The sequence below is a fragment of the Burkholderia stagnalis genome (assembly GCF_902830275.1).
GTDB lineage: Bacteria > Pseudomonadota > Gammaproteobacteria > Burkholderiales > Burkholderiaceae > Burkholderia > Burkholderia stagnalis.
Genome location: NZ_CADESW010000026.1, coordinates 62991 through 78115 on the forward strand (window position 1 = coordinate 62991; position 15125 = coordinate 78115).

At 67.4% G+C, this 15125-nt stretch carries 11 protein-coding genes and 1 pseudogene; 8 read left to right on the plus strand and 4 right to left on the minus strand.

Translation table 11 applies throughout. The features are described from left to right. Positions 1-50: 50 nt before the first annotated feature. Positions 51-2363 carry a DUF3141 domain-containing protein gene (locus tag HWY45_RS31710; RefSeq protein WP_059881132.1) on the plus strand — a complete coding sequence of 771 codons (2313 nt, stop codon included), beginning with the start codon at positions 51-53 and terminating at the stop codon, positions 2361-2363. 16 nt (positions 2364-2379) lie between these two features. Next, positions 2380-2634, plus strand: coding sequence for a hypothetical protein (locus HWY45_RS31715; RefSeq protein ID WP_059559014.1), 255 nt, complete (start codon positions 2380-2382; stop codon positions 2632-2634). A gap of 148 nt (positions 2635-2782) precedes the next feature. Here HWY45_RS31715 and HWY45_RS31720 read toward each other — a convergent pair whose 3' ends face one another. From HWY45_RS31720 to HWY45_RS31730, 4 genes and pseudogenes are all read right to left on the minus strand, one after another. Continuing rightward, positions 2783-5329, minus strand: a complete 2547-nt coding sequence (locus HWY45_RS31720) for an EAL domain-containing protein (protein WP_059881130.1) — start codon at positions 5327-5329, stop codon at positions 2783-2785. Between the two features lie 645 nt (positions 5330-5974). After that, positions 5975-7045: a formylglycine-generating enzyme family protein gene (locus HWY45_RS37510; RefSeq protein WP_376698568.1), complete on the minus strand. Its 1071-nt coding sequence runs from the start codon at positions 7043-7045 to the stop codon at positions 5975-5977. A gap of 144 nt (positions 7046-7189) precedes the next feature. Further along, positions 7190-7939, minus strand: a pseudogene (locus HWY45_RS37515) (caspase family protein); the annotation flags it as partial. Positions 7940-7967: 28 nt separating this feature from the next. Next, complete coding sequence (locus HWY45_RS31730) at positions 7968-8261, minus strand: hypothetical protein (RefSeq protein WP_170304052.1); 294 nt, start codon at positions 8259-8261, stop codon at positions 7968-7970. Here HWY45_RS31730 and HWY45_RS31735 point away from each other — a divergent pair. The 6 genes from HWY45_RS31735 (at position 8260) to HWY45_RS31760 (ending at position 15120) form a co-directional block, all read left to right on the plus strand. Continuing rightward, entirely contained in the window at positions 8260-8661 is a 402-nt protein-coding gene (locus tag HWY45_RS31735; protein WP_230950988.1) for a DUF4399 domain-containing protein, read from the plus strand. The two genes, HWY45_RS31730 and HWY45_RS31735, sit on opposite strands and share 2 nt — an antisense overlap. A gap of 42 nt (positions 8662-8703) precedes the next feature. Further along, positions 8704-9129, plus strand: a complete 426-nt coding sequence (locus HWY45_RS31740; RefSeq protein WP_059559031.1) for a DUF4399 domain-containing protein — start codon at positions 8704-8706, stop codon at positions 9127-9129. Positions 9130-9473: 344 nt separating this feature from the next. After that, positions 9474-10901 (plus strand): efflux transporter outer membrane subunit, encoded by a 1428-nt coding sequence (locus HWY45_RS31745; protein ID WP_059559159.1) that lies wholly within the window; start codon positions 9474-9476, stop codon positions 10899-10901. A 191-nt stretch (positions 10902-11092) separates the two neighbouring features. Then, positions 11093-12961, plus strand: a complete 1869-nt coding sequence (locus tag HWY45_RS31750; RefSeq protein ID WP_059881125.1) for an FHA domain-containing protein — start codon at positions 11093-11095, stop codon at positions 12959-12961. Continuing rightward, the gene (locus HWY45_RS31755) at positions 12939-14348 is read left to right on the plus strand and encodes a beta-barrel domain-containing protein (protein WP_175038315.1); all 1410 of its coding nucleotides are present in this window, start codon (positions 12939-12941) and stop codon (positions 14346-14348) included. Before HWY45_RS31750 ends, HWY45_RS31755 begins: the two co-directional genes overlap by 23 nt. A gap of 19 nt (positions 14349-14367) precedes the next feature. Then, the gene (locus HWY45_RS31760; protein ID WP_059881124.1) at positions 14368-15120 is read left to right on the plus strand and encodes a peptidylprolyl isomerase; all 753 of its coding nucleotides are present in this window, start codon (positions 14368-14370) and stop codon (positions 15118-15120) included. Positions 15121-15125: the final 5 nt, after the last annotated feature.

The window sequence follows — 15125 nt, forward strand, 5'->3', positions numbered from 1 at the left end:
GGCCCCGGCATGCGTCGAGATCGACCTTGCCCCCTTTGGAGAAGAGAGTGATGGATGCTGCCACGCAACTGGCGCGCAGTCATGAGATCGCCACGGAAATTGCCCACGTCCTGCAAAAGCGCACCGGGAACGCGCTGGATCAGTACGGGAAACGGTTGAGCGAAGCGCTCGACGGCCACGACGGCCGCGCCGCGCCGTTCGCCACGCCTTTGTCGCCCTTGAGCGCATGGCACTATGCGGTCGACGCCGCGCAGCGCTCGCTGCTGTTCTGGGACACGATGCGCGAGCGCGGCACGCAATACGTCGAGCGCGTGGCACAGGGGCTGAAGCCCGCGCTGCATTTCGACTACGACGTCGTGCTCGACGGCAGGCATTTCGCGCGGCCCGTCAATTACGCGCTCGTTCACATCCAGCCGCCGAACGGCGTGATCGTCGACGATCGCAAGCGGCCTTACCTGATCATCGATCCGCGCGCGGGGCACGGGCCCGGCATCGGCGGCTTCAAGGACGATTCGCAAGTCGGCGTCGCGTTGCGCGCCGGGCATCCCGTGTACTTCGTCGTGTTTTTCCAGGATCCCGAACCCGGCCAGACCTTGCTCGACGTGTGCGCGGCGGAGCAGGAATTCGTCCGGAAAGTGCGCGCGCTGCATCCGGACAGCGAGAAGCCGGCGATCGTCGGCAACTGCCAGGGCGGCTGGGCCGCGATGATGCTCGCCAGCTCGTCGGCGGACGACACGGGCCCGATCGTCATCAACGGGGCGCCGATGTCGTACTGGAGCGGCGCATGGAGCGAAGGCCCGAGCGACAATCCGATGCGCTATGCCGGCGGGATACTGGGCGGCACCTGGCTCGCGTCGTTCGCGTCGGACCTCGGCCACGGCAAGTTCGACGGCGCGCATCTCGTGCAGAACTTCGAGTACCTGAACCCGGCAAATACGCTGTGGGACAAGTATTACCACGTGTACGACAACATCGACACCGAGCCGCCGCGGTTCCTCGAATTCGAGCGCTGGTGGGGCGGCTACTACCTGATGAACCGCGAGGAGATCGAATGGATCACGCGCAACCTGTTCGTCGGCAACAAGCTCTGGTCCGGCGAAGTGCGCGACGGCGCGGGCGAGGCGTTCGACCTGCGCAAGATCCGCTCGCCGATCATCCTGTTCGCGTCGATGGGCGACAACATCACGCCGCCGCAGCAGGCGTTCAACTGGGTGGCGGACATCTACGGCAGCACCGAGGAGATCAAGTCGCGCGGGCAGGTGATCATCGGCTTGGTGGAAGAGGACGTGGGCCATCTCGGCATCTTCGTGTCGGGCAAGGTCGCGAAAAAGGAGCACGCGCAGATCGTCAACGTGCTGGATGCGATCGAAACGCTTCCGCCCGGCCTCTATGCGATGTCGCTCCAGGAGGCGAAGGGCGCCGACGGGAAGCTCACCTACGAGGTCACGTTCGCCGAGCACCGTCTCGAAGAGATCGCGAAGCATTTCAACCGCTTCGGGCGCAAGGACGAAGCCGCCTTCGAAGCCGTCGCCGAGCTGTCCGAATTCACGCAGCGCGCGTATGAGCTGTTCATGCAGCCGTACGTGCAGCAGGCGTCGAACGAGACCACCGCGCGCCTGCTGCGCGATTTTCATCCGCTGCGCTTCCAGCGCTGGGCGTTTTCGGACTTGAACCCGTGGCTTCAATGGCTGAAGCCGGCCGCCGCCACGATCAAGGCCAACCGCCAGCACGCGGACGATATCGGGCCGTGGCGCGAACTCGAACGCCGCGGCTCGGACATCGTCAGCGCGTCGCTCGATTGTTTCCGGGCCCTGCGCGATGCGAGCGTCGAGTCGCTGTTCTTCACGCTGTACACCCATCCGTTCATGCTGCATGCCGCGGACCGGCATCGCGAACGCCAACCCGCGTCGCACGCGGCGGCGGATCCCCGCGAGCTGCCGTTCGTGAAGGATGCGCTCGCGTCGATCGGGCAGGGCGGCTATACCGAAGCGGTGGCGCGCGCGGCGTTTCTGCTCGAGCGCAGCGGCGAGCCGTTGCCGCTTGCGCAGCTTGCGACGGAGCGCGAGCTCATCGAAACCTACGCCGAGTATCTGCCGAACCTGCCGCCCGATCAGTGGCGGCGCGTGTATGGCGAGCAGGAGATCATCGCGACTTACGAGCCGCAACAGGCCATCGCCACGCTTCCGGCGCTGCTCGCCAGGCCGGAAGACCGCAAGCGGCTGCTGACCCTGCTGGACAAGCTGCTGGGCGACGCGCGCGTGCAGAGCGAAACGGTGAGCGAGCGGCAGTGGGACGCGCTGCAACGCATTCGCGCGGCGCTGGGCGCGCCGCCCGCGCAGCGGCCCGCGGCGACGCTCGCATGAACGCAAAGGAGCGACCATGGCCGAACTCTTGCTGATCAACGTCGAGGAAGGCGCGCGTGACGACGAAATCGGCGCGTTCCTGAAACGGCACGGATTCCCGCTGTTCGATTCGATCGAACGCGTGCCGGCAGGCATTGGCGACCCCATTACGCTGCTCAGGTTCGGCACGCTCTCGTCGGTGGCCCTCTACGACCTTCGCGCGAGGATCGACCACATCTCGTGGAAGGGCCGCTCGATCCGCGCCCACATCCTGCCGGACCGGATGAACTGAGCCGCCTCGCACGATCGGGGGCGCCTACCTGAAATTGCTGTCATCTCGCGAAAAGTCGTTTCAGGGATGGCGCTCGGATGGGGAACCGGGGCGGCGAGTATCGTTTCAGGGTGCCGTGCGCCGTGCGCCGTGCGCCGTGCGCCGTGCGTCACTCCGCCAGCAGTTCCGCCCCGCAATCGTCGCCGGCCGCCGCTTCGCCATCGCCGCGGCTGCGCGCAAACCCGATCAGTTGCTCAGGCGGCTGCGGCCGTGCCAGCAGGAACCCTTGCGCCTGGTGGCAACCGATCTCCTGCACGAACGCCAGCTGCTGCTCGGTTTCGACGCCTTCCATGATGACGTCGAGGCCGAGCGCGCGCCCCATCGCGACGATCGCCCGCACGATCGGGCCGTCCGCGCCGTCCGCGCCGCAATCGGCGAGAAACGACCGGTCGATCTTCAGCGTGTCGACCGGCAGATCCTTCAGATACACCAGCGACGAATAGCCGGTGCCGAAATCGTCGATCGCGAGGCTGATCCCCCGGGTCGCCAGTTCCCGGAGCAGGATGCCGATCTCCTCACGCGTGTTCATGGCCATGCTTTCGAGCAATTCGAGCTGCAGATGCTCGGGCGGCAGGGCGGTTTCGCTGAGGATCGACGTGAGATCCGAGAGGAAGCCGTCGGCGAAACACTGCCTGGCCGACACGTTCACCGCGATGCGGCCGAACGCGTAGCCGTCGTCGAGCCACTTGCGCGCCTGCCGGCACGCTTCGCGCAGCACCCATCGGCCGATCGGCACGATCAGCGCGGAGCGTTCCGCGAGCGCGATGAATTCGCCCGGCGCGACCAGCCCTCTGCGCGGATGCATCCAGCGCAGCAGCGCCTCGACGCCGACGATCCTGCCGCTCGCCAGATCGTATTGCGGTTGGTAGAACAGGCGGAATTCGTTCTGTTCGAGCGCGCGATGCAGTTCGCCGAGCGTTTCGAGCTGCTCCAGCGCCGACGACGTCATCTTGCTCTCGAAGAACTGAAACACGTTCCGGCCGCGGCTTTTCGCGCCGTACATCGCCTGATCCGCGAGCAGCATCAATTGCTCGGCCTCGGCGCCGTCGTCGGGATAGATGCTGATGCCGATGCTCGGCGTCACGAAGATCTCGCGGTCGCCGATGTCGATCGCGTGTCCCACCTCATCCAGCAGCAGGCGCGCAATGCGCCCGACGTCGCGCACGTCGTCGATTTCCTCGAGCACCAGCGCGAATTCGTCGCCGCCCATGCGCGCCACCGTGTCGCTCGCGCGCACGCCCGACGCGATCCGGCCGGCCACCACCTTCAGCACTTCGTCGCCGGCGTTGTGGCCGAGGGTGTCGTTGACGAGCTTGAAGCGGTCGAGATCGAGATACATCACCGCGACCTTGCTGCGGCGCCGCTTCGCCTGGACGATCGCGTGCGCGAGCCGCTCCTCGAACAGCGTGCGGTTCGCGAGGCCCGTGAGGACATCGTGCGTGGCGAGGTAGGCGAGCCGTTCCTCGGCCTGGCGGCGCTGGGTGATATCGGAGAAGATCGCGGCGTAATGCGAGATCTTGCCGTCGATGTCGCGGATGCTGGTGATCGTCAGGTATTCGAGGAACAGCTCGCCGCTTTTGCGCCGGTTCCAGATTTCGCCTTGCCAGTGGCCGTCGGTCGTGAGCGCCTGCCAGAGGTTCCGGTAGAACTCCGGCGTCTGCCGGCCGGAGCTCAGCATGCTCGGGTCGCGGCCGATCACTTCGTCTTCCGTGTAGCCGGTGAGGCGCGTGAACGCCTGGTTCACGCGCTCGATTTTCGCGTGCCGGTCGGTCACCATGATGCCCTCGAGCGCCGACTCGAAGACCCGGTCCGCCATGCGCAGGCTGAAGCGCGCGAGGCCGAGCGCTTCGTCGCGCTCGCGCAATGCGTTGCGAAGCTCGTTCACGTATTCGTGCTCGATGCTCTGCAGCACGTCCGCGAAGCCGAGCAAGCCGGTGAGGGCGCCGCGGTCGTCGTGAATGCCGACGTGGCGGATGTTCTGCTGCATCATGTAGCGCTGGGCCGCATACAGGCTCTGCTTCGCGGCCAGCATCTGCAGCGGCCGGCTGGCGTGCGCGCCGACGGTGCCGAACATGCCGTCTCCCGCGATCAGCCGGACGATGTCGCGCTCGGTCAGGATGCCGTGCCCGCCGTCGTCGTACGCGACGAGGACGGCGTCGAGCTTCTCCGCGCGCATCCGCGCCACGACGTCGCGCAGCGCGACATGCTCGGGAACCGTGACGGGCTCGTGGACGGGAATCGAATCGATCGACTTCAGGCGCAGGAAGAATTCGGCGCCCTGGTTCACGACGACGTCGGTCTGGGTCAACACGCCGATCGCCGCGCCGTCCCTGACGACCACGAAGTGGCGCACGCCCGACTGCTTGAACTGCGTCGCCGCTTCGCCGAGCGGCGTATTGGCCTCCAGCGTCAGCACCGGGCTGCTCATCACGTCGCCGACCGGCTGGTCGAGCGCCTCGGGGCTGTCCCCGGCCGCCAGTGCGTCCTGCTCGGTCCAGATGCCGACGGCCTGGCCTTCTTCCATCACGACGATCGAACTGCAGCGCTCGGCGAAGATGCGGCGGGCGACCTCGCGCACCGGCGTGGTTCGCGTGCAGGACAGTATCTGGCGCACGACGAGGCGCGCAACGGGAATATCGTAGCTACTCGGATACATTCTCAGACCAAAGACAGTGAAGCCTCGTAGGCGAACATCGATCCGGCGACCGGCGGACTGGCGCGTCTCGGCGGCGAACGCGGCGCACTGGCCACGATGCCGCATTTGACGATCCCGGATCGACCTGATCAGTACGTCGGATGACACATGTCACGGGAGCGCCATTGTGCGTTAACGGCAGGTTCCGGGAAGAGTTGAGGGCTGTGGCGGCGCGGGGGCTGTGCGTCGACGGGTCGAATCGCAGGTCCCGGCGCAGAACGTCGATGCTGGTCGCGTCGAGTCTGGCGCCGTCAAACCGCACGTCGATACTTTCATCGTTCTCGCCATCGATGGAGAGCAGCGGCAGCGGCGCGTCCGTCTTGCCGACGGGGCGCAGGGTAAGCCAGTCGCCGACACCGACCGTCACGCGCTCCGAGGATACGCCGCGCGCGAACGGGCGAGTCGTCGCAAACGTGCAAGCTGCGGCGGCGACCGCGAAAGCAACGACGGCGCCGAGCGCCAACCACGGCATGACCGAATTGCCCCGGCCTGACTCTGATGCATGCTTGATCAAATGGCACGGCCACTTTCAAGCAATGACCGTCACATCATTGAATACGGCGCCCAAATACGTCCGGCGCGATTTCGGGCTCGAGCATGATCGATCTACTTCATGTCCCGGGCCACGCGAAACCCGTTTGCCGAATAGCGTACGCTGCTGTCGTACTTGAAGCGTGTCGACACCGGCATGTAGCTTGCCCCGTCCCGCCACGAGCCGCCGCGGATCACGCGGACCTGGCAGTTCGGCTCGTCCCACGAGCGGCCGTCGGCAGGCGCGTTCTTGTACGAGTTGTGCCAGCAATCGCTGACCCATTCCCATACGCCGCCCCCCATGTCGTGGAAGCCGAGCGGATTGGCCGCGAACGACCCGACGTTGTTCGGTGCCTCCGCCCGCCACGGCGAACCGCAATCCTTGCAGTTCGCGTTGCCCGGGCGCATCTCGTTGCCCCACCAGTAGCGCGTCGTGGTGCCGGCACGGGCCGCGAATTCCCATTCGGCCTCGGTCGGCAGCCGGTAAGACTTGCCGCTGATTTTCGACAGCCACTTCACATACTGTTGCGCATCGTCCCAGCTCAGGTCGCGCGCAGGCGCGTTCGGTGCGGTGTTGCTGTCGCCGGACAGGCGCGGACAGGCGCCCGCATCGCGGCACGCATTCCACTGCGCGACGGTCACCACGTCCTTCGCGAGCGCGAAAGCATGATCGAGCGTCACGCGATGCGCCGGTTTTTCCGACGGATCGCCCGAATTGCTGCCCATCGCGAACGTCCCGGGGCTGACCGTCAGCATGACGGGGCATGTCGGGCAATCCCGGATTTCATTGGCGGCGGTCGCCTTCTGCGGCAGTGCCGGCGGTGCCGATGGGGCCGCCGCTGTAGCGGGCGGTGACGCTTTCGTCGACGAAGCAGGCGCGTGTGCAGGCTGTGCAGACGTCGAGGCTGGCGCCGGAGCCGGAACGGGAGCAGGGGCCGGCGCGGGGCTCGCCGTCTGTGCAGGCGCGGACGCCGCGGGCGCCTTGGGCGCGGCGGCCCGAAGCCGCGCAAGACGGGCCTGCGCCAGCTGCGCGAAGCGGCCGTTCGGGTAGGTCTTCAGATAGGCCTCGTAGTCGCCTGCCTCCTTGCTGTCCTTGATCGACTCCCAGAACGTGATTTCGTATTGCTCGGCGCTGTCTTTCGGCATCACGCCCCGGCTGTCGAGCGTGACGACGCTGAGGTCGGCCGACACGTCGAAGCCTTTTCCGATGCCGGTGCCGGAATGCCCGGCGACGGCGCCCGCGCGACGGGGCCCGGTGAACGCATGGGTCGTTGCCGCATCGGAAAGGGACGACGCAACCCAAGGTATCTGCCGATGCCCGGTGGCGCTTTCGACCATCGCACCGGCGCGGTCGAAGACCTGTGCGATGCCGAGCCCCGGCAACGCGAGCGATTGCAGCAGCGCCGCGGTGTAGACACCATGCATTGCACCGTCGGCCGCGTCTTTACCGGGCGCCGTTGCGTAGGCGACGAGCGTATGCGGCGGCAGCAGGCGGGCCACCACGTTGCCGGCGCCGGGGAGCGCACTCAGGCAGGAATCCATAATGATCAGATCAATCCCGCCGCCGTGCCGCCGTGACGTCGCATCGAACACGGTTTGCAGGTCGAGGCCCGTTCGCGACAGGCCGGCCGGAGAGCCGACGTCGGCATCGACGGGTGCGAGCCATGTCGTTCCGCCGGCGCTGGCGCCGTGGCCCGCAAAATAGACCAGCCCGGTGCCGCCGGCCGGCACGCGGCGCTCGAACGCCGCCAGCCCATCGACCATTTGCTGCCGGGTAGCATCGTGCAGCGTGATGACGTCGAAGCCGAGCGCTCGCAGCGCATCGGCCATCGCATCGGCGTCACGGACGGGATTGGCGAGCACACGGTCGTGATATGCGCCGTTGCCGATCACGAGCGCGACGCGGCCCGGTTGGACGGACTCGGCACGCGCGGACGCGGGCGGCGGCGCGGCAAATGGATGCACGATCTCGCCGGAGCAGACGCTCGACGTCATCGAGATCGACGCAAACAGGCATGCGGGCAAGAGTATTCGCCACATATTCAGCCCCCCAGGGTGCGCCGTCGGATCAGATGGCCGAAGGCGGAGCGCAGCCGTTGCCGGGTGTCCGGTCGTGGCGGGCGCAATGCCGGTCTGCGGCGGGCACGGCCAGGACACATTCAAGATAGCACGTACGTTCAGCGACGATCACCGGAACCACCCGCGGGTCCTGAAAAAAACAGACATGCACGCGCACGCGCCGATATGTGCCTTCCTGTCGATTACGTCCTAAGCTGTTAGACACGCTCCACTGTCCGACGCCGCGCGCCGCCACCCACGCGAGGAGCAACACGATGCGAAGAAGGGCTACGCTGTTGGTCATGGCCGCCACCGTCCTGGTGCCGAGGATCGTTTTCGCCGCGGGGCGTTCGCCGTCGCCGCCCGGCGCCGAGGCGTACATCATCTGGCCGTCGGACGGTGCGACGATCACGGGCGGCAAGTTCTGGGTGCGCATGGGCCTGCGCAACATGGGCATCTGCCCGAAAGGCATCGAGCGGCCGAACGTCGGCCATCATCACCTGCTCATCGACGCCGATCTCCCGCCGCTGGACCAGCCGATACCGTCGGACCGGAATCACCTGCATTACGGCGCCGGTCAAACCGAGGCGCGCATCGAGCTGCCGCCCGGCAAGCACACGCTGCAGCTGCTGATGGGCGACCACGATCACGTGCCGCACGATCCGCCGGTGTATTCGAAGAAGATCACGATCACGGTCAAGTAGCGCGCCACGCCGCGCCTGCCGCCCGAACCGGGAAACGACGCCATGAACAAGCTCATCCTCTTCGCCGCTGCCGTGGTGCTGCTATGGGCAGGGCCGGCAACCGCAGAGACCGCCACGCACGCCCCGAAGGCCGTCGTCTACATCGGATGGCCCAACGATGGCCAGGTGCTGCCGGCCGGACGTCCGTTCCGGGTGTGGTTCGGCCTGCGAGACATGGGTGTCGCGCCGTCGCACGTGCAGTTTCCGAACACGGGCCACCATCACCTGCTGGTCGATACGGACCTGCCGCCGATGGACCAGCCGATTCCGTCCGACCGGAATCACCTGCATTTCGGCGCGGGCGAAACCGAAACCACGCTGGAGCTTCCGCCGGGCAAGCACACGTTGCAGCTGTTGATGGGCGATGCCGACCACGTGCCGCAGAAGCCTCCCATCTATTCGAAGAAGATCACGATCTACGTGAAGTGACGTCGCCCATGGCGTGAGCGGCGCGCGTGTCTGTGCGTGCCGCACAGTCCGGGCCAGAACTGTTGGCGACGACCCATCACGCCGCATCGATCCGTGTGCCGCGCACACGTCCCCCGAACTTCCTCTTCGTCGTCCGAACCCGCATCGGCAAGCCGCCCGGCATGACTCCCGCCGCTTCCGAGAGCGGCTGGCACGCCCCATGCAGTATGTAACGCGAGCGTGCCACGCTGCAGCACGAACACCAACACCTCCACCCGATCCCGCAGCGTCGCCGCGTTACTCCGAAGGAGTCGATCGTGAACACCCACCTGTCGCCGACCGCCACGCGCCACTGCCGCGGCCTCATGCGTTCGCTGGCCCGCATCGCCGGTTCCGCCGGCGCATGCGCGGCGTTGCTGTCCGGCTGCATGGACCTGAACATGCCCGCCTACCAGCGCCCGGAGATGCCGGCGAAGACCACGTGGGCGCACGCGCACGGGCCCGTCTCCGCGTCGGACACGGTCAATCCCGAGTGGTGGAAGAGCTTCGACGATCCATATCTCGACGCGCTCATCGACAAGGCCATCGCGGGCAACGTCGATATCAAGGTGCTGGCGGCCCGCATCGGCGTGGCCGGTGCGCAGGTCGGCGAAGTCCAGGCGGGCGCGCTGCCGAGCGCCAGCCTCGGCGCGGGCGTGGACTTCGAGAAGAGCACGCATCAGACGCTGTCGAAGACCTACAACCTCGGCAGCCAGGTGAACTGGGACATCGACATCTGGGGCAAGGTCGAGAAGGGCGTGCAGGCGCAGAAGGCCGAATACCACGCGACCGAGGCCGACTGGCGCGCGGGCTACCTGACGCTCGTCGCCGACGTGTCGAGCACGTACTTCCAGATCCTCCAGTTCGACGACCAGATCGAGCAGGAACAGCGCACGCTCGACAAGAACCGGCGCATCCTCGCGATCTACCAGTCGATGCTGGCGAACGGCATCGCGCCGCAGACGGAAGTGCTGCGGCAGAGCGCGGAGATCAACCGGCTGTCGAACGACCTGATCGAGCTGCACCGCGCGCGCGACACGGCCGAGAACGCGCTCGCGACGCTGTTGGGCGTGCCGGCCGGCGAATTCAGGATGCCTGCCGGCCATCTCCGGCAGCGCGTCAAGCTGCCGGACGTGCCGATGGGGCTGCCCGCGCAACTGCTCGCGCGCCGGCCGGACGTCGTCGCCGCGCAGTATCGCGTGCTCGAATCGTATGACGAAGTGGGCGCGGCGAAGCTCGCGCAACTGCCGTCGATCAGCCTGACGGGGCGCGGCGGCACCGCGGCGTTCGCGCTGTCGGACCTGTTCAGGGCGTTCACGTTCAGCTTCCTGCCGAGCATCAACCTGCCGATGTTCGACCCGAGCGTGCGCGCGCACATCAAGACGACCGAGGCGCAGACGAAGGTCGCCGAGCAGCAGTACCGGCAGACCGTGTTCACCGCGTTCAAGGAGGTGGAAAATGCACTCGTCGATCTCGACGCGCACAAGCGGCAGCGCGTGCAGCTTCAGCAGCAGAGCGAGCGCCTGCGTACCGTCGCAGCGCAAGTCGAGGCACAGCTCAAGGAAGGGCTCGTGTCGCAACTGGAGGTGCTCGAATCGGAACGTTCGGTGGCGTCCGCGGAACTCGCGCTGCTCGCCAATCATCAGCAGATTCTGAGCGACACGGTCACGCTCTACAAGGCGATCGGCGGCGGCTGGCGCGCGGTCGAAGTCTCGAATGCGAGCAGCGCGCCGACCGGCCAAGCGATGCAATGAACACGCCAGCCATGAGCCGCCGTGCGATCGGCGCCAGCCGATTGACTACCGTCATCCGTCGCCTAAACTTTTTTCACACTCTTGCTGCCATGTGCGTTGGCGGTGCGGCTTCACAAGGGTGGTTCGCAAGCGCGTCGCACTTCCTGCGCCGCGTGCCCTTTGGCGGGCGCATGTCGATCGTTGGCCGAATCATGGTTCCAGACGCCGCTTCGATTGCAGAGAAACAGGCCGCGCTCGATCGGCAGTTCGACATCGTGCTCAAGCCGGTTTCCCATCCGGAGCTGAGCGAGATCCGGATCGACAAGGCGCTGTTCGCCGTCGGACGGACGAACACGCCGTTCGCGTCCGCGCCGCCCGAGCGGGTGGCCGACCTGTCGCGCCGGCATGCGCGCATCTTCTTCGAAGGCAGCGCGGCCTATGTCGCCGATCTCGGCAGCAAGAACGGCACGGCCGTCAACGGCGTCGACGTCGGCGACAAGCCGCACCTGCTGCGCGACGGCGACGAGCTGCGATTCGCCGGCACGCTGGCGTACCGCGTCGCGTTCGTGCCGCGCGCGACGCACCGGCCGGCGCGGCCGGCCGTCGTCACGCTGTCGCCCGAGCGCGGCGATCTCGGCCTGCAACCGGTCATCATTACCGCCTTCCCGTTCCTCGTCAGCAAGACTGACGACACCTTCGCCTGCTACCGGAACGCGTATCCGCATCAGGTCAACTACCTGTCCCGGCGTCATGCGCACCTCTACGTGCAGGACGGCGACGTCTTCGTCGAAGATCTCGGGAGTACGAACGGGACCTTCGTCGACGGCCGGCGCCTCGACGAGCATGCGGTGCCGCTCGCCGACGGCGCGATGCTCGCGTTCGGCGGCGATCACTTCGTCTATCGGGTCGGCATGCAGCGCGAGCCGGGGCCGGACGCCACCATCACCGCCACGTCGTCGCCCGGCGCCGGCGCGAATGCGGCCGTCGAGGACGCCGACCGGACGACCTTCGTCGATACCGCGCATTCGTTCCTCGACATCTTCTGCACGGTGCCGGCCGTTCAGCAGGACGACGAGGTGAACCCGCACGCCGCGCAAGGCGCCGCCGAAACCGCGCATGACACACGCCGCCGGCGCGGCAGGTTCCTGGTGTTCCTGTCGGAGCTGAGCGAGGCGTTCGGCGGCAGCGGGCGCGTCGACGTGCGCCGGCTCGGCTGGTGGAGCGGCGGGCTGCTCGCCGTGGTCGTCGCGCTGCTCGCGACGCTGTATTTCCAGGACGCGCCGCTGCGCGAGATGCGCGCGCTGCTGGCGCGCGGCGACGCCGCGCAGGCGGCGCAGCTCGCCGACCGCCATCTCGCGAACGATCCGGACGATACGGCGTTCCTCGCGCTCGGCACCGAGGCGCTCGTCCGGTCGACCGTACCGGGCTGGATCGCCGCGATGAACGCGCGCGCATTCGACCGCGCCCGCGCCGTCGTGCAGGACATGCGCACGCTGGCCCGCCACAATGCCGACGCGCGGCCGCTCGTCGACGAGATTGCATGGATCGGCGAGCTGCAGGCGTTCGTTGCCGGCCGCGGCGGGCCGGAGGCGCCGATCCGCATCTACCGCGACGAAGCGCCGATCAAGGCATTGACCGGCCGCTGGAACGACGACCCGGGCGCGCATCAGCGGCTGCTCGACCGGATTTCGTCATACGTTCCCGCGTTCGGCGCGCGGTATGCCGACGCGCTCAGCCAGCTGCGCAAGCTGCAAAGCGACAACTCCGTCTACGTGGCCGCGCTCGAACGCTTGCAGCGCGCGATCGCGTCGGCGCTCGACGACGACCGGCTCGACGGTCTTCCGGCGCTGCTCGCCGACTACGAGCAGCGCTATCCGCGCCTCGGCGGCCTCGATGCCGTGCGGGCCGATCTGCAGCAGTACACGCAGTTCGAAAGCGACGCGCGGGCCGGGCACGGGCCGGCCGTGCTGGATCGCCTCAGGCAGTTCCGCTTCGCGACGCCGCCGTTCGCGGCCCATGTCGCGACGCTGGAACGGCTCGCTTCCTCGGGAGGGCGCGGTGAAGCTCGACAGTCTCCTTAAGCGCGCGCGGCAGGCGCCCCCCCCTGAGCCGCCGCGCTCGCTCGGCGAGGCGCTGGAGGATCACAGCGCCGAAGGGATCGCGATCCTGACGGCGCGGCCGTGGCGGCTCACGCAGGCGGCCATCCTCGCGATGGTCGGGCTCGTCGTGTGCGCGCTGCTGTGGTCGTTCGTCGGCCGCGCCGACGTGATCGTGACCGCGCAGGGCGCGCTCGCGCCGGAGTCCGAGGTGCGCCGCATCTACGCGCCGGTCGACGGCGAGCTCGTGGACATCTATATCGCCGAAGGCCAGCCGGTCGAGAAGAACGACGTGATCGGCCGGATCAACGCGCGCGGCGCGATCGAGGCCGCGACCAACGCGCTCGACGCGCGGCTCAAGCTCGACGACGCGGAGCGCGAGTGGAAGCAGTTCCCGGACAAGAAACAGCTGATGGAGCGCAAGGCCGACGCGCTGAAGCAGCAGATCGAGGTCGAGGAGCACATCCACCAGAACCGCATCGCCGAGGGCACCAGCAAGCTCGCGCAATCGCAGCGCGCGCAGGTCGACGAAGCGCGCAGCAATATCGACAACGCGCGCCACGCGCTCGATCTCGCGAAGGACGAACAGGACAAGTACGCGCGCCTGTTCGCGCTGCCGGGCGGCGGCGGCGTGTCGCAGAGCCAGGTTGAGCAGAAGCGCAGCGCGTACCTGCAGGCCCAGGACAGCTACCGCGTCGCGCAGGCGCGGCTCACGCAGCTCGAGGCGCAGCAGAGCCACGAGTTCGCGCAGGCGAAGGCGCAGCTCGAAGGCAGCGGCGGGACGCTGGCGGGGCTGCGCATCCAGTACGACGCGACCGTGCGCGACATCGCGAACACCGAGGAGAAGCTGCGCCTGCAGGTGCAGACGGCGCGCCTCGCCGCCGATGCCGCCGCGCGCATCCGCTTCGAGAACATCGACAAGGACAATTTCCTGCTGGTGCTGGCGCCCGTTTCCGGCGTGATCACCGACGTGACCACGACGCAGCCCGGCGACAAGATCCTCGCCAACACGCCGCTCGGCAGCATCGCGCCGTCCGACGCGCGGCCGGTGGTGAAGGTCGCGATCGCGGAGCAGGACCGCGCCTTCCTGCGAGAAGGCCTGGCCGTGAAACTCAAGTTCAATGCGTTTCCGTATCAGCGCTACGGCGTGGTGGACGGCACGCTCGAATACATTTCGCCGGCCACCAAGCCGCAGGCGCAGACGAAGGAACCCGTCTACGAAGGCCGCGTGGCGCTGGCGCGCGACGCCTACGTGATCGCCGGCACGAAGTACCCGCTGCGCTACGGGATGACGGCCACGGCGGAAATCGTGGTGCGCGAGCGCCGGCTGATCGGGTTCGCGCTGGACCCGTTCCGGCAGATCGCTGGCTGATGGACCTAAGGGGAACGACATGACGGCAATCGTGCGTATCGACGACGAGGTGATCGGCACCGATGATTTCATCCGCGTGCTGAAGCTCACCGGGCAGTTCGAGGGCCTCGTCGAACAGCAGGTTCGCGACCGCCTGACGGTGAACGCGGCGAAGAAGATGGGCATGCAGGTCACGCCCGAGGAGATCCAGGAGCGCGCCGACCAGTTCCGCCGCGTGCGCGGCCTGCACCGCGCCGCGGACATGAACCGCTACCTGGACGTGTTCGGCATCAGCCTCGACGAGTTCGAGCGGTTCATCACCGACACGCTGTACCAGGAGAAAACGCTCGACACGGTGTGCAGCGACGCGGCCGTCGAAGCGTACTTCAAGCTCAATTCGCCGAAGTTCGACAGCATCGAGGTCAGCCACATCGTGCTGGATTCGGAAGGCAAGGCGCGCGAGATGATGGCGATCCTGGAGGACGACCCGGACAGCTTCGGCGACATGGCGCGCGAGCATTCGATCGCCGACACGAGCCAGCGCGGCGGGGTGATCGGCAAGGTGCTGCGCGGCTCGCTGAAGACGGATATCGAGGCCAAGGTGTTCAACGCGCATGTGGGCGACCTGCTCGGGCCGTTCGCGGCGCCCGACGGCTCGTTCTTCGAGATCTTCTCGGTCACCGCGAAACATCCGGCCGCGCTCGACGCCGACGTCGCGTCGGAAGTGCGCCGCCTGCTCCGCGAGGAATGGCTCGCCGAGCGTGCGCAGGAACACATCATCGAAGCACGCTGATCACG